Source organism: Pseudomonas putida, from assembly GCF_028682635.1.
Taxonomy (GTDB): Bacteria; Pseudomonadota; Gammaproteobacteria; order Pseudomonadales; family Pseudomonadaceae; genus Aquipseudomonas; species Aquipseudomonas putida_AE.
The window spans coordinates 109,556-132,946 of record NZ_JANHLK010000002.1; the positions used below are offsets into that span (position 1 = coordinate 109,556).

The window sequence follows — 23,391 nt, forward strand, 5'->3', positions numbered from 1 at the left end:
CCTTTGATCAGCATAGACAATCAGGTCGCCACATCCGTTAGCCTGGAGTTCTACACATGCATCCCCGCGTCCTTGAGGTCACCGAACGGCTTATCGCCCGCAGTCGCGCCACGCGTGAGGCTTACCTTGCACTGATTCGCGATGCCGCCAGCGACGGTCCTATGCGCGGCAAGCTGCAATGCGCCAACTTCGCCCACGGCGTGGCCGGTTGCGGCAGCGACGACAAGAACAGCCTGCGGATGATGAACTCCGCCAACATCGCAATTGTTTCGTCATATAACGACATGCTCTCGGCGCACCAGCCGTATGAAGTCTTCCCCGAACTGATCAAGAAGGCCCTGCGCGAAATCGGCTCCGTCGGCCAGTTCGCCGGCGGTACCCCGGCCATGTGCGATGGCGTGACCCAGGGCGAGCCGGGCATGGAGCTGAGCCTGCCGAGCCGCGAAGTCATCGCGCTGTCCACCGCCGTGGCGCTGTCCCACAACATGTTCGATGGCGCGCTGATGCTCGGCATCTGCGACAAGATCGTCCCGGGCCTGATGATGGGCGCGCTGCGCTTCGGCCACCTGCCGATGATCTTCGTCCCGGGCGGGCCGATGGTGTCGGGTATTTCCAACAAGCAGAAAGCCGACGTGCGCCAGCGCTACGCCGAAGGCAAAGCCAGCCGCGAAGAACTGCTGGAGTCGGAAATGAACTCCTACCACAGCCCCGGCACCTGCACCTTCTACGGCACCGCCAACACCAACCAGCTGTTGATGGAAGTCATGGGCCTGCACTTGCCGGGCGCTTCCTTCGTCAACCCGAACACGCCGTTGCGCGACGCCCTGACCCGCGAAGCGGCGCACCAGGTGACGCGCATCACCAAGCAGAACGGCGACTACCTGCCGATCGGTGAAATCGTCGACGAGCGTTCGCTGGTCAACTCCATCGTCGCCCTGCACGCCACCGGCGGCTCGACCAACCACACCTTGCACATGCCGGCGATCGCCATGGCGGCAGGCATCCAGCTGACCTGGCAGGACATGGCCGACCTCTCCGAGGTGGTGCCGACCCTGAGCCACGTCTACCCGAACGGCAAGGCCGACATCAACCACTTCCAGGCTGCGGGCGGCATGTCGTTCCTGATTCGCGAACTGCTGGACGCCGGGCTGCTCCACGAAAACGTCAACACCGTGCTCGGTCACGGCCTGCGCCGTTACACCATGGAGCCGTTCCTCGACAACGGCGAACTGGTCTGGCGCGAAGGCATTACCGAAAGCCTCGATGAAAGCATCCTGCGTCCGGTCGCCCGCGCATTCTCGCCCGAGGGCGGCTTGCGGGTGATGGAAGGCAACCTCGGTCGCGGCGTCATGAAAGTTTCCGCCGTAGCACTGGAAAACCAGATCGTCGAAGCGCCCGCCATGGTGTTTCAGGATCAGCAGGACCTGGCCGATGCGTTCAAGGCCGGTTTGCTGGAGAAGGATTTTGTCGCGGTGATGCGCTTCCAGGGCCCGCGTTCCAACGGCATGCCGGAACTGCACAAGATGACGCCGTTCCTTGGCGTGCTGCAGGATCGCGGCTTCAAGGTGGCACTGGTCACCGACGGGCGCATGTCCGGTGCCTCGGGGAAAATCCCGGCGGCCATCCATGTCAGCCCCGAAGCTTATGTGGGCGGCGCTTTGGCACGGGTGCAAGAGGGCGATATCATCCGCGTCGATGGCGTCAAAGGCACCCTGGAGCTTAAGGTGGACGCCGAAGAATTTGCAGCGCGCACACCAGCCAAGGGTTTGTTGGGCAACAACATCGGCACCGGTCGCGAACTGTTTGGTTTCATGCGCATGGCCTTCAGCTCGGCGGAGCAGGGGGCCAGCGCCTTCACTTCTGCCCTGGAGACGCTTAATTGAAACTGGCTTTGGTCGGTGACATCGGAGGCACCAACGCACGTTTCGCGTTGTGGAAAAACCAGCAATTGGAAAGCGTCCAGGTGCTGGCGACGGCCGATCACGCCAGCCCGGAAGAGGCGATCAGCCTCTACCTGAGCGGACTCGGCTTGGCGCCGGGTTCCATCGGCTCGGTATGCCTGTCGGTGGCAGGCCCCGTGAGCGGCGACGAATTCAAATTCACCAACAATCACTGGCGTTTGAGCCGCAAGGGTTTCTGCAAGACCTTGCAGGTCGATCAGCTGCTGCTGGTCAACGATTTCTCGGCCATGGCCCTGGGCATGACCCGCCTGCAACCCGGCGAATTTCGCGTGGTGTGCGAAGGCACGCCGGAGCCGTTGCGCCCGGCGGTGGTGATTGGCCCGGGTACGGGGCTGGGCGTTGGCACGTTGCTCGATCTGGGCGACGGGCGTTTTGCCGCGTTGCCGGGGGAGGGCGGTCACGTCGATCTGCCGCTGAGCAGTCCGCGCGAGACTCAACTGTGGCAGCACATCTTCAACGAGATCGGCCATGTCAGCGCTGAAACGGCGTTGAGTGGCGGCGGCTTACCCCGAGTTTATCGGGCGATCTGTGCGGTGGATGGGCACACGCCGGTACTCGAAACACCGGAGGCGATTACGGCTGCCGGGTTGGCGGGCGATCCGATTGCCCTGGAAGTGCTCGAACAATTCTGCAGTTGGCTCGGTCGCGTGGCCGGCAACAATGTGCTGACCACCGGTGCGCGTGGTGGTGTGTTCATCGTTGGCGGGGTGATCCCGCGCTTCGCCGATTTCTTCCTCGAAAGCGGCTTCGCTCGATGCTTTGCCGACAAGGGTTGCATGAGCGATTACTTCAAGGGGATTCCGGTGTGGCTGGTGACGGCGCCATATTCCGGGTTGATGGGGGCAGGGGTAGCACTGGAACAATCTGTCCCAGTGTGAAATGCGATCAAAAATGTGGGAGCGGGCTTGCTCGCGAAAACGGTTTTACATTCAACACATTCGTTGACTGACACACCGCTTTCGCGAGCAAGCCCGCCCCCACAATTGTTTCTGTGGTGTTTGTAAAAATGGTGCTTAAGGCATAATCCGCCCAATTCAAATAACAAGGACGCCTTCCTGTGAGCTCAGTCAACAAGTCGATTTTGTTGGTCGATGACGATCAAGAGATACGCGAGTTGCTGGACACCTACCTGACCCGCGCGGGTTTCCAGGTGCGTACCACGCCCGATGGCGCCGGCTTTCGCCAGGCCCTCAACGACGCCCCCAGCGACCTGGTGATCCTCGACGTGATGCTGCCGGACGAAGACGGTTTCAGCCTGTGCCGCTGGATTCGCCAGCACCCGCGTCAGTCACAGGTGCCGATCATCATGCTCACCGCCAGCTCCGACGAGGCCGACCGGGTCATCGGCCTGGAGCTGGGGGCCGACGACTACCTGGGCAAGCCCTTCAGCCCCCGGGAATTGCAGGCACGCATCAAGGCCTTGCTGCGCCGGGCCCAGTTCGGCCAGGAGCGCTCCGGCAACGAAGTGCTGGCCTTCGATGACTGGCGCCTGGACATGGTCAGTCATCGCCTGTTCCACATCGATGGCGAAGAGGTGATTCTGTCCGGTGCCGATTTCGCCCTGTTGAAGCTGTTCCTCGATCACCCCCAGGAAATCCTCGACCGCGACACCATCGGCAACGCCACCCGGGGCCGGGACCTGATGCCCCTCGATCGCATCGTCGACATGGCGGTCAGCCGTCTGCGCCAGCGTCTGCGCGATACGGAAAAACCGCCGCGGCTGATTCGCACCGTACGGGGCAGCGGCTATCAGCTGGCAGCCAGTGTGGTTGCCGCCAATGGTCACTGATTTTTTGCGTAAGCTCGCCGGCCGCGTGCCGGTGCCACGCTCGCTGCTCGGGCGCATGTTGTTGCTGACGTTACTCGCGGTGTTGTTTGCCCAGACCTTGTCGAGCGTGATCTGGGTTTCCCAGTTACGTGCGACCCAGCTGGAAGGCCTGGTCACCAGCGCGCGCAGCCTCGCTCACTCGATGAACGCCAGCGTCAGTTACCTGCGCTCGTTGCCGGTGGCCTATCGCCCGCTGGTGCTCGACCAGCTGCGCAGCATGGGCGGTACGCGGTTCGTGGTGACGCTCAATGACAAACCCCTGGGCATGGAAGTGTTGCCGATCACGCCCCGCAAGGAAGCGGTGATCAAGGCGGTGGACCAGGTGCTGCGCCAATCCCTCGGCCAGGACACCGACATCTCGGTAACCTTTGTCAGCCCCGAAGACCTGCGCATCTTCAACGCTGGTCTCAAGCTCGACGAACTGCCACGTTCCTGGGCGCACTACGCGCTGACCCTGGAGCCGGTGAACCCACCCGTATTGGTCACGCAGATCCAGATGGCGCCGGGCGAATGGCTGTACATCGCCTCGCTGTTGCCAGAGCCCTACACCAGTCTTGAAGAACAAGGCCTGCCGGCGCAGCAGGTGTGGTTCATCGTCCTCACCAGCGGCTTCCTGCTGTTGTTCATCGGCCTGTTGGTGCACTGGCAAAGCCGGCCGCTCAAGCGCCTGGCGCGGGCGGCGCGGGATTTGTCGCTGGGCGCCGACGTCGAGCCGGTGGCCGAAGGCGGCGGCAGTGAAGTGGTCGAAGTCGGCCGCGCCTTCAACACCATGCGCGAGCGCATCAGCCGTTACCTGACCGAACGCAGCCAGTTGTTCAGCGCGATTTCCCACGACTTGCGCACCCCGATCACCCGTTTGCGCCTGCGGGTCGAATTGCTCGAAGACGAACAGCTGCAAGCCAAGTTCGGGCGTGACCTGGATGAGCTGGAGCTGCTGGTCAAGGGCGCACTGCAATGTGTGAAAGACACTGACATCCACGAGAACATCGAGCAGGTCGACCTCAACCATGTGCTTGAATGTCTGGTCGAGCCGTACCTGTCACCCAACGGTAACGGTCGCGTGACCCAGCAAGGCCACGCCCTGGCGGCCTATCCGGGCAAACCGCTGGCGCTCAAGCGTTGCATCGGCAACCTGATCGACAACGCCCTGAAGTACGGCCAGAACGCCCACCTGCACATCGATGACGACGACAGCGCGTTTGTCCTGCATGTCGATGATGAAGGGCCAGGGGTTCCCGAGCAGCGACTGGAGCAGGTGTTCGAACCGCACTTTCGTCTGGCCGGGCAGCAGCAGGGATATGGGTTGGGGTTGGGGATTGCGCGCAATATTGCCCATAGTCATGGGGGTGAAGTGAGTTTGCAGAATTTGCGTGAGGGGGGGTTGCGGGTGACCCTGCAACTGCCCCGCAGTGTTGATTAGTAATACCGCGTTATCGTTCTTCGCGAGCAAGCCCGCTCCCACAGTTGGAATGCATTCCAACTGTGGGAGCGGGCTTGCTCGCGAAGGCGTCAGTGCATTCAACGCAATTTCAAAAGGGAAATGTCACAGCTTGGTGACATAACACGCCCCCTTCGTTACAAGCCCACCACCGCCCGTTGTTTAGACTGCCCCTCAGTCATAACAACAAAAAAGGCACCCCATGGACTCCTCTCAACCCGCCTTCAGCAGCTGGCTGAACGCACCGGCCCATCAGCAATGGCTCGCCGCCGAAGGCTTGCGCCTGCTGGCATTCGCCAAGGCATCAAGACTGCCTGAAGGCTTCGGCAATCTCGACGAAAAAGGTCGTCTGCCGGCCGACGCCCAAGCCCACACCATGAACACCGCGCGCATGACCCACTGCTTCGCCATGGCGCATATCCAGGGCCTGCCAGGATTTGCCGACCTGGTGGATCACGGCATCCAGGCCCTGCGCGGGCCGCTGCGCGATGCCGTGCACGGTGGCTGGTTCGCGCTCGCCCAACACCGTGACGGTAACACCGGCAAGAACGCCTACCTGCATGCCTTCGTGGCCCTGGCCGCGAGTTCCGCGGTGGTCGCGCAACGGCCCGGTGCGCAGGCCTTGCTCGATGACGCGATCGACATCATCGACAGCTGTTTCTGGAGCGAAGAAGAAGGCGCCATGCGCGAAGCCTTCAATCGCGACTGGAGCGAAGAGGAGGCCTACCGCGGCGCCAACAGCAACATGCACGCCACCGAAGCTTTCCTCGCCCTGGCCGATGTCACCGACGACAAGCGCTGGTTAAACCGCGCCCAGCGCATCGTCGAGCGAGTGATTCATGGTCACGCCGCCGCCAATGACTATCTGGTGATCGAGCATTTCGACCGCGACTGGCAACCGCTGCGCGAGTACAACCGCGACAACCCGGCCGATGGTTTTCGCCCCTACGGCACCACGCCGGGACACGGTTTCGAATGGGCTCGATTGCTCTTGCATCTCGAGGCTGCGCGAGTACGCGCCGGCATGCTCACCCCAGGCTGGCTGGCCACCGACGCGCAAAAACTCTTCGAGCACAACTGTCGCCACGGCTGGAACATCGACGGCGCGCCGGGCCTGGTCTACACCCTCGACTGGGACAACAAGGCGGTGGTTCGCCATCGCCTACACTGGACCCATTGCGAAGCCAGCGCCGCCGCCAGTGCCTTGCTCAAGCGTACTGGGGATGAGCAATACGAACGCTGGTATCGCCTGTTCTGGGAATTCTGTGACAGTCATTTCATCGACCGATGCGATGGCAGTTGGCATCACGAACTCGACCCCTTGAACCGCCCAAGTGCCGATATCTGGCCCGGAAAACCCGACCTCTATCACGCCTGGCAAGCGGTGCTGATCCCGCGCCTGCCGTTGGCGCCGAGCATGGCCAGTGCGCTGGCAGCATTGTCCCAGAGCGGTTCTGTGTAACCATGCGGTGACATTCGCGCGTCCCTTCGTTACCTGCGAAGGGCCGTCCCCTGTTTAAAATCCTCTGCAGCGCAAGCACCAGACTTGCATGCATAACAACAAGAAAGGTACTTCTCGATGAATGCGATTTCTCGCCTCGCTACTGTCATTTCCCTCGTCTCCCTGTCTGCGCTTCCGCTCAGTGTGCTTGCCGCCGAATCCAAAGGTTCCGTGGAAGTCGTTCACTGGTGGACCTCGGGTGGTGAAAAGGCAGCGGTCGATGTGCTCAAGGCTCAAGTCGAAAAAGACGGCTTCACCTGGAAGGACGGCGCAGTCGCCGGTGGTGGCGGTGCGACGGCCATGACCGTGCTGAAAAGCCGTGCCGTAGCGGGTAACCCGCCAGGCGTTGCCCAGATCAAGGGCCCGGACATTCAGGAGTGGGCGTCGACCGGTCTGCTCGACACCGACGTCCTCAAGGACGTTGCCAAAGAAGAGAAGTGGGACAGCCTGCTCGACAAGAAAGTCTCCGATACCGTGAAGTACGAAGGTGATTACGTGGCCGTGCCGGTGAACATCCACCGGGTGAACTGGCTGTGGATCAACCCGGAAGTCTTCAAGAAAGCCGGTATCACCAAGAACCCGACCACCCTCGAAGAATTCTACGCTGCAGGCGACAAGCTCAAGGCTGCCGGCTTCATTGCGCTCGCCCACGGCGGCCAGCCTTGGCAGGACAGCACCGTATTCGAAGCCGTTGTGCTTTCGGTCATGGGTGTCGATGGTTACAAGAAAGCCCTGGTTGATCTCGACAATGGCGCGCTGACCGGTCCGGAAATGGTCAAGGCGCTGACCGAACTGAAGAAAGTAGCGACCTACATGGACGCCGACGGCAAAGGTCAGGACTGGAACCTGGAAGCGGCCAAGGTCATCAACGGCAAGGCCGGCATGCAGATCATGGGTGACTGGGCCAAGTCCGAGTGGACCGCCGCCAAGAAGGTCGCCGGCAAGGACTACGAGTGCGTAGCGTTCCCGGGTACCGACAAGGCCTTCACCTACAACATCGACTCGCTGGCAGTGTTCAAGCAAAAAGACAAAGGCACTGCAGCCGGTCAGCAGGACATCGCCAAAGTCGTATTGGGTGAGAACTTCCAGAAAGTCTTCAGCATCAACAAGGGCTCGATCCCGGTGCGCAACGACATGCTGGCGGACATGGGCAAGTACGGTTTCGATGCGTGCGCCCAGACCGCGGCCAAGGACTTCCTGACTGACGCCAAGTCCGGCGGCCTGCAACCGAGCATGGCGCACAACATGGCGACCACGCTGGCGGTACAGGGTGCGTTCTTCGACGTAGTGACCAACTACATCAACGACCCGAAAGCCGATCCGGCTGATGCGGCCAAAAAACTCGGCGCGGCGGTTCAGTCGGCCAAGTAACCCTTAGCACCGCAGGCCCCTCCTGTGGGAGCGGGCTTGCTCGCGAAGGCGTCGCATCAGTTGATACATGTTTCGCCTGACACACCGCTTTCGCGAGCAAGCCCGCTCCCACAAGGGAATGCCCTTGTAATCTTTATTGTGGATTTCCCCATGAGTTCTGTTGCTGTGTTCAGCAAGGCCTCGCCGTTCGATGCATTGCAACGCTGGCTGCCAAAACTGGTGCTGGCGCCGAGCATGTTCATCGTGCTGGTGGGCTTCTATGGCTACATCCTGTGGACGTTCGTTCTGTCGTTCACCACATCGACCTTCCTGCCCAACTACAAGTGGGCGGGCCTGGCGCAATATGCGCGGCTGTTCGACAACGACCGCTGGTGGGTGGCGAGCAAGAACCTGGCACTGTTCGGTGGCATGTTCATCGGCATCACCCTGGTGATCGGCGTGCTGCTGGCGGTTTTCCTCGACCAGCGCATCCGTCGAGAAGGCTTCATCCGCACCATTTACCTGTACCCGATGGCGCTCTCGATGATCGTCACCGGTACTGCATGGAAATGGCTGCTCAACCCGGGCATGGGCCTGGACAAATTGTTGCGTGACTGGGGCTGGGAAGGCTTCCGCCTGGACTGGCTGATCGACCCGGATCGCGTGGTCTATTGCCTGGTGATTGCCGCTGTCTGGCAAGCCTCGGGCTTCATCATGGCGATGTTCCTCGCCGGCCTGCGCGGCGTTGATCAATCGATCATCCGTGCCGCGCAGATCGATGGGGCGAGCATGCCGCGCATCTACTGGAAAGTGGTGCTGCCAAGCCTGCGCCCGGTGTTCTTCAGCGCGGTGATGATCCTGGCGCACATCGCGATCAAGAGTTTCGACCTGGTGGCGGCGATGACCGCCGGTGGCCCGGGCTACTCCTCGGACCTGCCAGCGATGTTCATGTACTCCTTCACCTTCAGTCGCGGCCAGATGGGCATGGGTTCGGCCAGTGCGATTCTGATGCTCGGTGCGATTCTCGCAATCATCGTGCCTTACCTGTACTCCGAGCTGAGGACCAAGCGTCATGACTAGTCTCGCTGCCAAACCTGCCATCAGCTTGAGTCGCATCGCGATCTACGCCGTGCTGATCCTCGCCGTGATGCTCTACCTGATTCCGCTGGTGGTCATGCTGTTGACCAGTTTCAAGACCCCGGAAGACATCAGCACCGGCAACCTGCTGAGCTGGCCGACCGTGGTCAGCGGCATCGGCTGGGTCAAGGCCTGGGCCACGGTTGACGGTTATTTCTGGAACTCGATCAAGATCACCGTTCCGGCGGTGCTGATCTCCACGGCCATCGGTGCCCTGAACGGCTACGTGCTGTCGATGTGGCGTTTCCGTGGTTCGCAGCTGTTTTTCGGCCTGTTGCTGTTCGGTTGCTTCCTGCCGTTCCAGACCGTCCTGCTGCCGGCCTCGTTCACCCTCGGCAAGATGGGCCTGGCGAGCACCACCACGGGCCTGGTGTTCGTGCACGTGGTCTATGGCCTGGCGTTCACCACGCTGTTCTTCCGTAACTACTACATCAGCATTCCCGATGCGCTGGTGAAAGCGGCGCGCCTCGACGGCGCGGGTTTCTTCACCATCTTCCGCCGGATCATCCTGCCGATGTCGACGCCGATCATCATGGTCTGCCTGATCTGGCAGTTCACTCAGATCTGGAACGACTTCCTGTTCGGGGTGGTGTTCTCCAGCGGGGATTCACAACCGATCACGGTGGCGCTGAACAACTTGGTCAACACCAGTACCGGGGCCAAGGAATACAACGTTGATATGGCAGCGGCGATGATCGCCGGGCTGCCGACCCTGCTGGTCTATGTGGTCGCAGGCAAGTATTTCGTGCGCGGGCTGACGGCCGGCGCAGTCAAGGGGTAATCATGGCTACGCTCGAACTTCGCAATGTAAACAAGACCTATGGCGCCGGCCTTCCGGACACCCTGAAGAACATCGAACTGTCGATCAAGGACGGTGAGTTCCTGATCCTTGTCGGTCCGTCGGGCTGCGGCAAGTCGACCCTGATGAATTGCATCGCCGGTCTCGAGACCATCACCGGCGGCGCAATCATGATCGGCGACCAGGACGTCAGCGGCATGAGCCCCAAGGATCGCGACATCGCCATGGTGTTCCAGTCCTACGCGCTGTACCCGACCATGAGCGTGCGCGAGAACATCGAGTTCGGCCTGAAAATCCGCAAGATGAGCCAGTCGGCCATCGATGAGGAAGTCACTCGCGTCGCCAAGCTGTTGCAGATCGAACACCTGCTCAATCGCAAGCCCGGCCAGCTCTCCGGTGGTCAGCAACAGCGCGTGGCGATGGGCCGTGCCCTGGCGCGGCGGCCGAAGATCTATCTGTTCGACGAACCGCTGTCCAACCTCGACGCCAAGCTGCGGGTCGAGATGCGCACCGAAATGAAACTGATGCACCAGCGCCTGAAAACCACCACGGTGTACGTGACCCACGACCAGATCGAGGCCATGACCCTGGGCGACAAGGTGGCGGTGATGAAAGACGGGATCATCCAGCAGTTCGGTACACCGAAAGACATCTACAACAACCCGGCCAACCTGTTCGTGGCGAGCTTCATCGGTTCGCCGCCGATGAACTTCATCCCCCTGCGCCTGCAGCGCAAGGACGGTCGCCTGCTGGCGCTGCTCGACAGCGGCCAGGCCCGTTGCGAGCTGCCGCTGGGCATGCAGGACGCCGGGCTCGAAGACCGCGAAGTGATCCTTGGCATGCGCCCTGAGCAGATCGTGCTGGCCAGCGGCGAGCCCAATGGCTTGCCGAGCATTCGCGCCGAAGTCCAGGTCACCGAACCGACGGGGCCGGACACCCTGGTGTTCGTCAACCTCAACGACACCAAGGTCTGCTGCCGCCTGGCGCCGGACGTGGCGCCGCAGGTTGGCGAGACCCTGACGTTGCAATTCGATCCGGCGAAAGTGCTGCTGTTCGATGCCAAGACAGGTGAGCGGCTGGGGGTGGCTGGCTTGCCGAAAACCGAAGCTCACGCCGCCAACGTGGCCCAATTCAAAGGCCGCTGAAGATCAAAAAATGTGGGAGCGGGGTCGTGTGGGAGCTGGCCCTGCCGGCGATGCGGACGACTCGGTTTAACCTCGAACCGAGTTGACGCTATCGCCGGCAGGCCAGCTCCCACAAAAGCCCGCTCCCACAGGGGATGTAACCGCGTTAGATAAAAACAGTTAATAACAATAAGACGAGGATGTAGGGATGAAGAAGAACAACAACGCTCAGCTTATCTGCCAGTTATCGGCGATTGCGGCAATGATGCTGGCCGGTAGCGTGCACGCGGCTGATGCGTTCAGTGCCGATTCCGAATGGATGACGGGCGACTGGGGTGGTGAGCGGACCAGGCTGATCGAGCAGGGCATCGACATCAAGATGGACTACGTCGGTGAAGTGGGCGGCAACCTCGACGGCGGTTTCAACGATGACAAGACCGCACGCTACAGTGACCAGTTCGGCCTGGGGGCGGCGCTGGACCTGGAGAAACTGTTCGGCTGGGACAACACCCAGGCCAAGATCCAGCTCACCAACCGTAACGGTGAGAACATCTCCAACGATCGCATCGGCGACCCGCGTGCCGGCACCTTGAGTTCCTCCCAGGAAGTCTACGGCCGTGGGCACATGGTCCGGCTGACCCAACTGTGGATCAAGCATCAGTTCTTCGACAACAAACTCGACATCAAGGCCGGTTACTTCGGTGAAGGTGAAGACTTCAACACCTTCCCCTGCGAATTCCAGAACCTGGCGTTCTGCGGCTCCCAGGTGGGCAACTGGGCCACCAACATCTGGTACAACTGGCCGGTCAGCCAGGCGGCGATCCGCGTGAAGTACAACTTCTCGCCTGAGTGGTATGCGCAGATCGGCGCGTACAACCAGAACCCGTCGCAACTGGAGCACGGCAACGGCTTCAAGCTCAGCGGCAGCGGTACCGAAGGCACCGTCCTGCCGGTGGAACTGGTGTGGTTGCCCAACCCAGGCAAGTTGCCGGGCGAATACCGTGTTGGTTACTACAAAAGCACCGCCAGCGCCGATGACGTGCTTGAAGACGACAACGGCAACAACGCGGCCACCAGCGGCAACGCCTATCGCAGCCACAGCAGCAAGCACGGCTACTGGTTCGTGGCGCAACAGCAACTCACCAGCCATAACGGTGACGCGACCCGCGGTCTGAACATCGCCGCCAACGCGACGTTCCACGACAAGGACACCAACATCGTCGACAACTACCAGTCGCTGATGTTCGTCTACAAAGGGCCGTTCGATGCGCGTCCGAAGGATGACATGGGGATCGGTTTCGCCCGCATCCATGTCAACGATGACGTGAAGAAAAACGCCGAGCTGGTCAACGCCTCCAATGGTGTCAGCGATTACAACGATCCGCTGTTCTCGCCGCTGCGCGACACCGAATACAACTACGAGCTCAACTACGGCTTCCACGTGACCAACTGGCTGACCGTGCGTCCCAACCTGCAATACATCACTCACCCGGGCGGTGTGGATGAAGTCGATGACGCTTTGGTCGCCGGCCTGAAAATTCAGTCGGTGTTCTAACGCGACTGCGATAAGCTCCTCTCCATGTGCGCATTTTGCGGACGGCCAAGGCTGTCCGCTTTTTTTTGCCGGCGGCGCACCCCGGTAACAGACGATTTTCAGGACCGTGGCACATGCTTGAGCATCCGCTACAACGCTTCTTCAAATCCTTGCGCGAACGGCCGGTGTTTGCCTGGGAGCGCTATCAGAAGCGCGACGTGCTGGTGATCGATCATCCGCTGTGTCAGGCGGTGTTCAGTCGCCAGGGTGCGCAGTTGCTGCACTTCCAGCCCAAGGGCCAGAAACCCTGGCTGTGGTGCGCGGCGAAGTGGCCGCAGGTCGGGGCCATTCGCGGTGGTGTGCCGGTGTGCTGGCCATGGTACGGCCGTCATCCGAGTGAAAACGCCTGGCCGTCCCACGGTTGGGCGCGTTTACTCGACTGGAAACTGATCGACAGCAGCAACGATGACGATGGCGTGCGCCTGCACTGGCAGCTGGAGCTGTGCGACTGGCAGGTAGACCTGCATGCGCACCTGGGGGAACGCATGGATTTGCGCCTGAGTACCGAGCATCAGGACGACATGCCGTGCCAGTTGAGCCAGGCTTTGCACGCTTACTGGCGTATTGGTGATGTCGGTGAGGTAGCGCTGTCTGGGCTCGATGGCGCGCAGGGTTACGACCAGTTGAATCGGCAGATTTGCCAGCAGGAAGGCGAGTTGCGCGTCGAAGGCGGCTGCCAGCGGGTGTTCCAGCATGACGGTGAATTGCAGCTCAACGATCACGCCTGGGAGCGGGCGTTGTGCATCGATACGGGCGCCAGCGCCGACACGGTTGTGTGGCATCCGGGTTCGCGGCCGTTGCTGGGGGTGAGTTGGAGCGAGATATCCGAATTCGTTTGTGTAGAGGCGGCGAGTGGCGGCACCGACAGCCTGTGCCTGAAGCCTGGGGAGCAAGCGCATTTGAGTTTGCAGGCGCGGGTGGGGGTTTAGCTCTGGATATTGCGGTGTCTCGGCTGGCCCTATCGCTGGCAAGCCAGCTCCTACAGTGTCCGCGTCGAGCACAAAAACTGCGACCGCCGCTTAACCTGTAGGAGCTGGCTTGCCAGCGATGAGGCCGGACCGGTCAGCCGGGATTTCGGATCAGTTGAACTCGTCGCCCACCGGATACCGGCTGGCATTCAAGCTCTCCTTGATCTTGCGCAAATGCGGCTGGAAATCCACCCCGCGCCTCAAGGTCATGCCAGTGGCGAGCACATCGAGCACGGTCAGCTGGATGATCCGCGAAGTCATCGGCATGTAGATGTCGGTGTCTTCCGGCAGCGGAATGTTCAGGCTCAAGGTGCTGGCCTTGGCCAAGGGCGAGTTCTCTGCAGTCAGGCCCAGCACCGAGGCGCCATTCTCCCGGGCAATGCGCGCCACTTCCACCAGTTCGCGGGTGCGGCCGGTGTAGGAAATGATCACGAACAACTCGCCGGTGTGCGCCACCGAGGCAATCATGCGCTGCATCAGCACATCGGCATGGGCGGTCACGGCCAGGTTGAAGCGGAAGAACTTGTGCTGGGCATCCAGCGCCACCGGGGCCGAGGCGCCGAGGCCGAAGAAGTGGATCTGCCGGGCCTGGATCAACAGGTCGACGGCGCGACTGATCAGATTTGGGTCCAGCGCCTGCAAGGCACTGTCCAGGGAGGCGATGGCGCTGCCGAAAATCTTCTTGGTATAGGCTTCAGGGTTGTCATCCGCCTCGACAGCACGGCTGACATAGGCCGCGCCACTGGCCAGGCTCTGGGCCAACTGAAGCTTGAGCTCGGGGTAACCGCTGACGCCGAACGAACGGCAGAAACGGTTGACCGTCGGTTCACTGACGGACGCCGCCTGGGCGAGGGCGGCGATGCTGAAGCGGGTGGCCTGCTGCGGGTTGAGCAGGATCACCTCGGCCACTTTGCGTTCGGCCTTGTTCAGCTCTTCAAGGCGACTCTGGATTTGCTCCAGTAAATTTCGCACGCGGTCCATATAAGTATCCTTTACACCTGCGCCGATAAGCGCGCGGCTAATGCAAAAAGGGCCTTTGGTGTGGCCCATAACGGTGGCCTATCCTACTGATGGCTCCGACCGACCACCACACGGAATCTGTATTTTGCGAAAATGTTGTGGTTATTACTACATTTTCCCTTGAGTGATGCCTTGAAAAAAGGTATTTGTAGCTTAACTTGATAAAAGAACAAACATCATGCCTTCGATTACGGTTGAACCGTGCACCTTCGCCTTGTTCGGCGCCCTGGGCGATCTGGCCCTGCGCAAGCTGTTTCCTGCCCTTTATCAACTCGATGGCGCAGGCCTCTTGCACGAGGACACGCGTGTCATCGCGCTGGCCCGGGAGCCTGGCAGCGAACAGGAGCACCTGGCGTTCATTACGTCCGAGCTGCGCCGCTACGTCGGTGCCAAGGAGCTGGACGAAGCCGTGCTTGAGCGCTTCCTCGCGCGCCTGAGCTACCTGCACGTCGACTTCCTCAAGTCCGAAGACTACGTGGCCCTGGCTGAAGTGGCCGGCAGCGCGCAACGGGTCATCGCCTATTTCGCCACACCGGCAGCCGTCTACGGGGCGATCTGCGAAAACCTGGCCAAGGTCGGCCTGGCGGAAAACACCCGCGTGGTACTGGAAAAACCCATCGGTTCGGACCTGGAGTCCTCGCGCAAGGTCAATGACGCCGTGGCGCAGTTCTTCCCGGAGAACCGCACCTATCGCATCGACCACTACCTGGGCAAAGAGACTGTCCAGAACCTGATCGCCCTGCGTTTCGCCAACAGCCTGTTCGAAACCCAGTGGAACCAGAACTACATCTCCCACGTGGAAATCACCGTGGCCGAGAAGGTCGGCATCGAGGGCCGCTGGGGCTACTTCGACAAGGCCGGCCAGCTGCGGGACATGATCCAGAACCACCTGCTGCAACTGCTCTGCCTGATCGCCATGGACCCGCCGGCCGACCTGTCCGCCGACAGCATCCGCGACGAGAAGGTCAAAGTGCTCAAGGCGCTGGCACCGATCAGCCCGGAAGGCCTGACCACCCAGGTGGTGCGTGGCCAGTACATCGCCGGCTACAGCGAAGGCAAACCGGTGCCCGGATACCTGGAAGAACCCAATTCCAACACCCAGAGCGACACCGAGACCTTCGTCGCCCTGCGTGCCGACATTCGCAACTGGCGCTGGGCCGGCGTGCCGTTTTACCTGCGTACCGGCAAACGCATGCCGCAGAAGCTGTCGCAGATCGTCATCCACTTCAAGGAACCGTCGCACTACATCTTCGCTCCCGAGCAGCGCCTGCAGATCAGCAACAAGCTGATTATCCGCCTGCAACCGGACGAAGGCATTTCCTTGCGCGTGATGACCAAGGAACAAGGCCTGGACAAGGGCATGCAGCTGCGCAGCGGTCCGTTGCAGCTGAATTTTTCCGACACCTGGCGCAGCGCACGGATTCCCGATGCCTACGAGCGGTTGTTGCTGGAAGTGATGCGCGGCAATCAGAACCTGTTTGTCCGTAAAGATGAAATCGAAGCCGCGTGGAAGTGGTGTGACCAGTTGATCGCCGGGTGGAAAAAATCCGGTGATGCGCCCAAGCCGTACGCGGCCGGGTCCTGGGGGCCGATGAGCTCCATTGCTCTGATCACGCGGGATGGGAGGTCGTGGTATGGCGATATCTGATTTGAAACTGCCGCAGGGCGTCAGCGCCCATGCGTTCAAGAGCCCGGTGCTGCTGGCTGAAAGCCTGGCGCTGAATGTGGCCAAGCACCTGAGCGATGCCATTGAAGCCCAGGGCACGGCGACCCTGGTGGTCTCCGGCGGCCGCAGCCCGGTGGCGTTTTTCCAGCACCTGGCCAAGCAGGCGCTGGACTGGTCGAACGTGGTGGTCAGCCTCGCCGATGAGCGCTGGGTGCCGGTCGAGCACGCCGACAGCAATGCCGGCCTGCTGAAGAAATACCTGTTGCAAGGGCCAGCGGCCAAGGCTCAGTTCCTGAGCCTGTACAACGCCAGCGCCAACCTTGAACAGGCCGCCGATCACGCCGACCGTTTGCTTTCCGAGCTGCCGGTGATCGACGTGCTGGTGCTGGGCATGGGCGATGACGGCCACACCGCGTCGCTGTTCCCCGGCAGCCCGAACCTGGCCGAAGCCTTGAAGGCTGACGGGACCCGTCGTTGTTACCCGATGCTGGCACCCACCGTGCCGCGTCAGCGCCTGACCATGAGTCGTGCGCTGCTGGCCTCGGCCAAACACAAGATTCTGTCGATTTCCGGTCAGTCCAAGCTGACCACCCTGGATACCGCACTGGCCGGTGACGATGTCGCCGAACTGCCGATTCGCGCGTTTTTGCAACCCACGTTAGAGATTTACTGGTGCCCATGAGCCAAGGAACAGCCGCTATGACAAACCCATCCCCGACCGTTTCCATGGCGGACAAAGTTGCCCTGATCGACAGCCTCTGCGCCAAGGCGCGGATCCTGCCGGTCATTACCATTGCCCGCGAGCAGGACATCCTGCCGCTGGCCGATGCCCTCGCGGCCGGTGGCCTGACCGCCCTGGAAGTGACCCTGCGCTCGCAGTTCGGCCTCAAGGCCATCCAGGTGCTGCGTGAGCAGCGTCCGGAGCTGGTGACCGGTGCCGGCACCGTGCTGGATCGGCACATGCTGGCCGCGGCCGAAGCTGCGGGTTCGCAGTTCATCGTCACGCCAGGCATCACCCGTGACCTGCTCGAAGCCAGCGTCGCCAGCCCGATTCCATTGTTGCCAGGCATCAGCAATGCCTCGGGCATCATGGAAGGCTACGGCCTGGGCTATCGCCGCTTCAAACTGTTCCCGGCCGAAGTCAGCGGCGGCGTCGCGGCCATCAAGGCCCTGGGCGGCCCGTTCGGCGAAGTGAAATTCTGCCCGACCGGCGGCGTGGGTCCGGCCAACATCAAGAGCTACATGGCATTGAAAAACGTCATGTGCGTGGGCGGTAGCTGGATGCTTGATCCGGAGTGGATCAAGAACGGCGACTGGGCCCGCATTCAGGAATGCACCGCCGAGGCCCTGGCGCTGCTGGACTGATCAGCTTCACCCCAACACTTCGTTGTGTGCTTTACGGCTTTACGGTGCGCTTGGTCGGTGCACCGTTTTTTTTGCCCGCAAAAAAACCTTTGTAGGAGCGAGCTTGCTCGCGAAAAACCTGTGAACAACGCGGGGCATCAGGCAACCCGCGTTATCGTTAACGTCCATCGCGAGCAAGCCCGCTCCCACAGTAATCTCAGCGCAACTCAGTCAACGCCGAAGTCAACACCATCATATCCGCCGCCGTAGTCGTCAGCCCCGGCGTGATACGAATACACGGCCCACACGCCGCCCCGCTGCGCACCACGGTGAACAGGTTGTAGTCCTTGAGCAGGCGCTCGACCATCGGCTGTTGATCGGCATGTGCAGTAAAACGCATCGACGTGATGCCGCAATACAACCGTGGGTCATCCGGCGTCATCACTTCGATGCCCGGCAGCTCCCGTGCCGGTCTCACCCACAGGTTGCGCAAGTAGTTGAGCCGCGCACCCTTGGCGGCGGCACCGCCCATCGCATGATGCTCCTCGATGACCAGCGGCAGGGTGAGCAAGGCCGGAATGTTGGGCGTGCTATACGGCGTGCGGGCGCGGATGTCGGTGGCCGGGAAATGCATCTCGCCCATGTCCGGGTCGATGTCGGCCAGGCGCTCGGGGGCGATATGGACGAAGCCCAGGGTCAGCGGCGCACCGATCCACTTGTGCAGGTTGTAGGCGGCGAAGTCGATGCCCAGCTCAGCGAGGTCGAACTCGAACTGGCCCAGCGCATGGGCGCCGTCGAGAATCACGTCGATGCCATGTTCTTTGGCGGCGGCGGCAATCGCCTGGACCGGCATCACCAGGCCTGTGCGGTGGGTGACGTGGGTCAGGGCCATCAGCTTGAGTCGCGGATAACGCGCGAAGGCTTCGCGATAAGTGCCCAGCAGGCTGTCGAAACTGGCGGGATGACGGTGTTCGATCTCGACCACTTCAACACCGCGGTGGCGCGCCAGCCAGCGCATGGCGCCCTTGACAGTGTCGTACTCCAGATCGCTGAACAGTACCTGGTCGCCTGGTTGAAGAAGGTTGTAGTTGCGGATCAATGATTGCAAACCGTCCGTCGCGTTGCGGGTGAGGGCGACGCTTTCTGCGGCAACGCCAATCAACCCGGCTACCTGCGCGCTGATCTTCTGGCTCTCGCCCTGTTCGAAACGCTGGCGCACATAGACCGAGTTGCTGCGGTTGATCAGTTCGATGTTGCGCTGATATTCCTCGACCACCGTGCGCGACATACGGCCGAAGTAACCGTTTTCCAGGTTGATCGGGCCGGGTTGCACAGCGTAGCGGTCGGCAAAGGTTTTCCAGAATGCTTCATCACGGGCGCGGCGGGTGTTATCGGGCATGGGGTTACTCGGTTCAATGACGGGGTGCGGGTTTGCCATGTTTGGCGCGCAAGGGTTCGAGCAACTCGGACAAGCCGTTGTGATCGATTTCCTGCATCAGGGCCAGCAGCCCGCCCAATTCGCCGTGGGGAAAACCTTCCCGGGCGAACCAGTTGAGGTAGGGGCCCGGCAGGTCGGCGATGATGCGGCCCTTGTATTTGCCGAAGGGCATTTGCCGGGTAATCAATAGTTCGAGCTTTTCAGGGTTCATCAATCGGCCGTCTTGAATCAATCAGTCTGGAAAATACAGGCATTCTGCATGCAGGCCAAATGACAGATCATGCAAATAAAACGGATACAGATTTTCGGATAAATTATAAGTAATTGAAAAATAACGAATTACCAATCAATTCCGGGCTGGCATGACCAGTGCAATAGCTATTGCATCTTTCATCAACCCGCGAGGAATTGAAAATGACCGACATGAATAAAGAAGCGATTTCTGTACTCAACGACCTGATCGAAACCTGCAAGGACGGTCAGGAAGGGTTCAAGACTTGCGCTGAAGACATCAAACAACCTGAACTCAAAACCCTGTTCGTGCAACGTTCTGCCGATTGCGCACAAGCTGCCGCTGAACTGCAGAGCCTCGTACGCTCGATGGGTGGCGATCCGGAAACTTCCACCAGTGTCAGCGGTGATCTGCACCGTCGCTGGGTCGACGTGAAGTCGATGTTCACCGGCAAGGACGAAGAGGCTGTATTGAATGAAGCCGAGCGTGGTGAAGACCATGCGAAGAAGGCTTACAAGGAAGCCATCGAAAAAATCAACAAGCACAACCTGGTCAGCATTCGTGATGTGGTTGAGCGTCAGTACCATGGCGTACAGCGCAATCACGATCAGGTGAAAGCCCTGCGTAACCAGGCTCGCGCACGCTCGTAAGCGTTCGTTAGCTGTCAAAAACGCCAGCCAGCCTGGCGTTTTTTTGTGCCCTGTGAATAACACCGCAAAAACCCTTGTAGGAGCTGCCGAAGGCTGCGATCTTTTGGCGGCTTTGAACCCGCTGAAGAGCAAGATCAAAAGATCGCAGCCTTCGGCAGCTCCTACAGAATCCGCGTTTTATGAGAGGTCGTGGGAGAAGCCGTCTATCGTTAAATCGTCCTCTCGAGAGTCCATTTAGTGCCTATCACCCTGCAGGCTTTGTTCGCGCCTGACCTGCGCGCCGTGCAATTCGCGATCAAGACCCTGATCGGCGGGGGCGTGGCGCTGTGGCTCGCGTTGCGCTGGGGCCTGGAGCAACCGGCCTGGGCGTTGATGACGGCCTTCATCGTGGCCCAGCCGTTGTCCGGGATGGTCCTGCAAAAAGGCCTGGCGCGACTGTTGGGGACATTGGTCGGGACGATCATGTCGGTGGTGTTCATGGGCGTCTTTGCCCAGACTCCCTGGCTGTTCCTGCTGGCCCTGGCGTTGTGGCTCGGGCTGTGTACCGCCAGTTCAACACTGCTGCGCAGCGCCTGGTCCTATTCATTCGTGCTGGCCGGTTACACGGTGGCGATCATTGCCTTGCCGGCCATCAACCATCCGTTGACGGTGTTCGATCAGGCCGTGGCGCGTTGCACGGAAATCAGCCTGGGGATTATCTGCGCCACGGTCAGCAGTGCCTTGATCTGGCCGCTGCGGGTGGAACGGCAATTGGCCGACCAGGCCCGGGCCGCCTGGCAAAGCGGGATCAATGCCGCGCGGGCGACCCTGGCTGGCGATGGCCAGGCGCGCAAGGGCCTGCTGGAAATCCTCGGAAGAATCGTCGCGGTGGACGCCCAGCGCGAACACGCCTGGTTCGAAGGCGGCCAGGGACGCCAACGTGCGCGGGCCATCAGCGGTTTGAGCCAGAAGCTGTTGATGCTGTTGCGCATTGCCCGTTCGGTGCGCCGGCAGTGGAAGCAGTTGGAACCGCAGGAGTCCGAGCAGTTGTTGCAGTGGATGAACGAGGTCCAGGAGGCGCTGGGCAGTGCCGATGCCGCGATCCTGCAAGCCTTGCGCCCGCGTTTGCTCGATGCTTCCCATGACCCGCACATCAGTTCTGCGCAGAGTTATTGCCTGGTCCGTTTCACTTTGTTGATGGACACCGCCATGGCGGCGAACGCGGCGTTGAAAGCGGTGGAGGAGGGCCGTGACGCAGTGGTTCCGCCGAGAACCCTGACGCCGCACCGCGACCTGTCGTTAGCCCTGGTCTTCGGCGCCCGCAGCGCCCTGGCCTTCCTGGTGGTGTCGTGCTTCTGGCTGGCAACCGCCTGGCCCGCCGCGGCTGGTGCACTGGTGTTGACCTGTGTGGTCTGCAGCCTGTTCGCCAGCCGCGAGAACGGCGCGCAGATCGGCATGAGTTTCATGCGCGGTATTTTCCTGGCCATTCCAGCGGCGTTTGTCGTCGGGCAGATCTTGCTGCCGCAATGGAGCAGTTTCGCCATGCTCTGCCTGGGCATGGGCGTGCCGCTGTTTTTCGGCGCGCTGGGCATGGCCAAGCCGCAGATCGGCGCCACGGCCACTTCGTTCTGCCTGCATTTCATTGTGCTGGTGGCCCCGCTGAACCAGATGCAGTTCGGCGTCGCGACCTTCTTCAACAGTGCCCAGGCCATGGTGATCGGCGTCGGTGCGGCGGTGCTGGCGTTCCATTTGCTGATCCTGCGCAACCCGACCTGGCATGGCCGACGTTTGCTGGTGGCAACCCTGGACGACCTGGTGCGCCTGACCCGGCGCAACCTGGCCGGTGCCGAAAGCTGGTTCGGCGGGCGCATGGCCGACCGTTTGCTGCAACTGGCGCGGCACTATCCGGAACTGCCGGAACCGGCGCGCAGTCGCTGGGACGACGGCCTGCTCGGCCTGGACATCGGCGACGAATTGCTGCACCTGCGCTTGAGCCTGGCGGTGGCGCAGGTACCGGTCACGGCGCCGCAGCGGCGTTATCTCGACGACCTGGAAAATGTCCTGCGCCAGGGCCCTGCCGGCAGTCGCGCCGAGGCCTTGGCCGAACCCAGTGAAGCGTTGCTGCAAACCCTGTACGCCTTGCCTCCCAGCGATGCGCTGAAGCTGGCCCAGGGCGCGGTGCTGCAATTGCAAAACAGCTGGCGCGCCTGGTGCCGCCAGCAGGAGGAAATTCATGGGCTTGCGTGAGTGGTCGGTGGGCGGCGTGCTGCTCAGTCCATTCCTGATTTACCTGGTGCTGGCACTGCTGGTCACCGGCGCCTTGCGCCTGTTATTGCGCCTGACCCCGGTGAGCCGCTGGATCTGGCATGAAGCATTATTCGATTGCGCCTTGTACGTCTGTGTATTGACCGTGATCACCGTCGTCCTCGGACCTTTATAAGGAGTTGAACATGCGTACCCCCGTACGTGTAGCCGTCACCCTGTGCCTGGTGGCCGTGGCGATTTTTGCCGGCGTCCATCTGTGGCAGTACTACATGCTGACCCCCTGGACCCGCGACGCGCGCATCCGTGCCGATGTGGTGGTGATTTCCCCGGATGTGTCGGGCTGGGTGCGCGAGCTCAAGGTCCACGACAACCAGGAAGTGAAGGCCGGCGACCTGTTGCTGAGCATCGACCGCGATCGTTTCGAGGCAGCGCTGGAGAAGGCCCAGGCGGTGGTGCAGACCCGCCAGCAGCAACTCAATCTGCGCGAGCGCGAAGCCAGCCGACGCGCCAGTCTCGGGCCGCAGGCGATCAGTGCCGAGCTGCGGGAAAATGCGCAGATCAACGCCGGCATCGCCCGGGGCGAATTGCGCGAGGCCCAGGCCGAAGCCAAGGCCGCACAAATCAATCTCGACCGCAGCCAGATCCACGCCCCGCGCAACGGGCACATCACCAACCTGCGCCTGGCCCAGGGCAACTATGTGAACGCCGGGCAGTCAGTCATGGCCTTGATCGACGACTCGACCTTCTATGTGCAGGCGTATTTCGAAGAAACCAAGCTGCCGCGGATTCGCGTCGGCGACCCGGTGAAAGTCTGGTTGATGAGCGCCGGGGATGCCTTGCAGGGGACGGTGGAAAGCATCAGCCGGGGGATTACCGACCGCAATACGACGCCGGATGGGCAGTTGCTGGCGGAAGTCGAGCCGACGTTCAACTGGGTTCGGCTGGCGCAACGGATTCCGGTGCGGATCAAGCTGGACAAGTTGCCGGAAGGGCTCAACCTGAGTGCGGGGATGACGGCGAGCGTGCAGGTGCAGGAGCCTTGAAAAATCAAAAGATCGCAGCCTTGTAGGAGCTGTCGAGTGAAACGAGGCTGCGAT

Annotated in this window: 21 protein-coding genes; 18 read left to right on the forward strand and 3 right to left on the reverse strand. The window is 61.3% G+C overall.

Annotation, left to right across the window (positions count from 1 at the left end):
- Nucleotides 1-56 precede the first annotated feature (56 nt).
- From edd to NPS56_RS02960, 11 genes are all read left to right on the forward strand, one after another.
- A complete protein-coding gene (gene edd / locus NPS56_RS02910; protein ID WP_008056761.1) occupies nt 57-1,883 on the forward strand; it encodes a phosphogluconate dehydratase in 1,827 nt (608 codons plus the stop codon).
- The gene (locus NPS56_RS02915) at nt 1,880-2,839 is read left to right on the forward strand and encodes a glucokinase (protein WP_274073379.1); all 960 of its coding nucleotides are present in this window, start codon (nt 1,880-1,882) and stop codon (nt 2,837-2,839) included. The genes edd and NPS56_RS02915 overlap by 4 nt, the downstream gene beginning before the upstream one ends.
- 179 nt (nt 2,840-3,018) lie before the next feature.
- Nucleotides 3,019-3,750, forward strand: coding sequence for a response regulator (locus tag NPS56_RS02920; protein ID WP_274073380.1), 732 nt, complete (start codon nt 3,019-3,021; stop codon nt 3,748-3,750).
- Nucleotides 3,740-5,209 carry an ATP-binding protein gene (locus tag NPS56_RS02925; protein ID WP_274073381.1) on the forward strand — a complete coding sequence of 490 codons (1,470 nt, stop codon included), beginning with the start codon at nt 3,740-3,742 and terminating at the stop codon, nt 5,207-5,209. The genes NPS56_RS02920 and NPS56_RS02925 overlap by 11 nt, the downstream gene beginning before the upstream one ends.
- A 220-nt stretch (nt 5,210-5,429) precedes the next feature.
- Nucleotides 5,430-6,689, forward strand: a complete 1,260-nt coding sequence (locus tag NPS56_RS02930; protein WP_274073382.1) for an AGE family epimerase/isomerase — start codon at nt 5,430-5,432, stop codon at nt 6,687-6,689.
- Between the two features lie 117 nt (nt 6,690-6,806).
- On the forward strand, nt 6,807-8,099 hold the full coding sequence (locus NPS56_RS02935; RefSeq protein ID WP_274073383.1) for an ABC transporter substrate-binding protein: 1,293 nt from the start codon (nt 6,807-6,809) through the stop codon (nt 8,097-8,099).
- 150 nt (nt 8,100-8,249) lie between these two features.
- Nucleotides 8,250-9,158: a carbohydrate ABC transporter permease gene (locus NPS56_RS02940; RefSeq protein WP_034149180.1), complete on the forward strand. Its 909-nt coding sequence runs from the start codon at nt 8,250-8,252 to the stop codon at nt 9,156-9,158.
- The gene (locus NPS56_RS02945) at nt 9,151-9,996 is read left to right on the forward strand and encodes a carbohydrate ABC transporter permease (protein ID WP_047532453.1); all 846 of its coding nucleotides are present in this window, start codon (nt 9,151-9,153) and stop codon (nt 9,994-9,996) included. The genes NPS56_RS02940 and NPS56_RS02945 overlap by 8 nt, the downstream gene beginning before the upstream one ends.
- 2 nt (nt 9,997-9,998) lie before the next feature.
- Nucleotides 9,999-11,159: an ABC transporter ATP-binding protein gene (locus tag NPS56_RS02950; protein WP_274073384.1), complete on the forward strand. Its 1,161-nt coding sequence runs from the start codon at nt 9,999-10,001 to the stop codon at nt 11,157-11,159.
- A 187-nt stretch (nt 11,160-11,346) separates the two neighbouring features.
- Nucleotides 11,347-12,693, forward strand: a complete 1,347-nt coding sequence (locus NPS56_RS02955; protein WP_274073385.1) for a carbohydrate porin — start codon at nt 11,347-11,349, stop codon at nt 12,691-12,693.
- Between the two features lie 113 nt (nt 12,694-12,806).
- Entirely contained in the window at nt 12,807-13,661 is an 855-nt protein-coding gene (locus tag NPS56_RS02960; RefSeq protein ID WP_274073386.1) for a D-hexose-6-phosphate mutarotase, read from the forward strand.
- 150 nt (nt 13,662-13,811) lie between these two features.
- Here NPS56_RS02960 and NPS56_RS02965 read toward each other — a convergent pair whose 3' ends face one another.
- Entirely contained in the window at nt 13,812-14,672 is an 861-nt protein-coding gene (locus NPS56_RS02965) for a MurR/RpiR family transcriptional regulator (RefSeq protein ID WP_173668879.1), read from the reverse strand.
- Nucleotides 14,673-14,898: 226 nt separating this feature from the next.
- Between NPS56_RS02965 and zwf the strand changes: the two genes are divergently transcribed.
- The 3 genes from zwf to NPS56_RS02980 are packed head-to-tail and all read left to right on the forward strand — an operon-like array spanning nt 14,899 to nt 17,751.
- Nucleotides 14,899-16,368 (forward strand): glucose-6-phosphate dehydrogenase, encoded by a 1,470-nt coding sequence (gene zwf / locus NPS56_RS02970; protein WP_274073387.1) that lies wholly within the window; start codon nt 14,899-14,901, stop codon nt 16,366-16,368.
- The gene (pgl, locus tag NPS56_RS02975) at nt 16,355-17,068 is read left to right on the forward strand and encodes a 6-phosphogluconolactonase (protein ID WP_274073388.1); all 714 of its coding nucleotides are present in this window, start codon (nt 16,355-16,357) and stop codon (nt 17,066-17,068) included. Before zwf ends, pgl begins: the two co-directional genes overlap by 14 nt.
- A 17-nt stretch (nt 17,069-17,085) precedes the next feature.
- On the forward strand, nt 17,086-17,751 hold the full coding sequence (locus NPS56_RS02980; RefSeq protein ID WP_020797030.1) for a bifunctional 4-hydroxy-2-oxoglutarate aldolase/2-dehydro-3-deoxy-phosphogluconate aldolase: 666 nt from the start codon (nt 17,086-17,088) through the stop codon (nt 17,749-17,751).
- Nucleotides 17,752-17,947: 196 nt separating this feature from the next.
- Here NPS56_RS02980 and NPS56_RS02985 read toward each other — a convergent pair whose 3' ends face one another.
- Both NPS56_RS02985 and NPS56_RS02990 read right to left on the reverse strand, forming a co-directional pair.
- Entirely contained in the window at nt 17,948-19,129 is a 1,182-nt protein-coding gene (locus tag NPS56_RS02985; protein WP_274073389.1) for an aminotransferase class V-fold PLP-dependent enzyme, read from the reverse strand.
- 13 nt (nt 19,130-19,142) lie between these two features.
- Nucleotides 19,143-19,379 (reverse strand): DUF3820 family protein, encoded by a 237-nt coding sequence (locus tag NPS56_RS02990; protein WP_008056784.1) that lies wholly within the window; start codon nt 19,377-19,379, stop codon nt 19,143-19,145.
- A gap of 203 nt (nt 19,380-19,582) precedes the next feature.
- On the opposite strand from NPS56_RS02990, the gene NPS56_RS02995 reads away from it, so the two are divergent.
- From NPS56_RS02995 to NPS56_RS03010, 4 genes are all read left to right on the forward strand, one after another.
- Nucleotides 19,583-20,050, forward strand: a complete 468-nt coding sequence (locus NPS56_RS02995) for a ferritin-like domain-containing protein (protein WP_274073390.1) — start codon at nt 19,583-19,585, stop codon at nt 20,048-20,050.
- 237 nt (nt 20,051-20,287) lie between these two features.
- Nucleotides 20,288-22,276 (forward strand): FUSC family protein, encoded by a 1,989-nt coding sequence (locus NPS56_RS03000; protein WP_274073391.1) that lies wholly within the window; start codon nt 20,288-20,290, stop codon nt 22,274-22,276.
- Nucleotides 22,263-22,469 carry a DUF1656 domain-containing protein gene (locus NPS56_RS03005; protein ID WP_046816627.1) on the forward strand — a complete coding sequence of 69 codons (207 nt, stop codon included), beginning with the start codon at nt 22,263-22,265 and terminating at the stop codon, nt 22,467-22,469. Before NPS56_RS03000 ends, NPS56_RS03005 begins: the two co-directional genes overlap by 14 nt.
- A gap of 10 nt (nt 22,470-22,479) precedes the next feature.
- Nucleotides 22,480-23,337 (forward strand): efflux RND transporter periplasmic adaptor subunit, encoded by an 858-nt coding sequence (locus tag NPS56_RS03010; RefSeq protein WP_274073392.1) that lies wholly within the window; start codon nt 22,480-22,482, stop codon nt 23,335-23,337.
- The last annotated feature ends 54 nt before the right edge of the window (nt 23,338-23,391 follow it).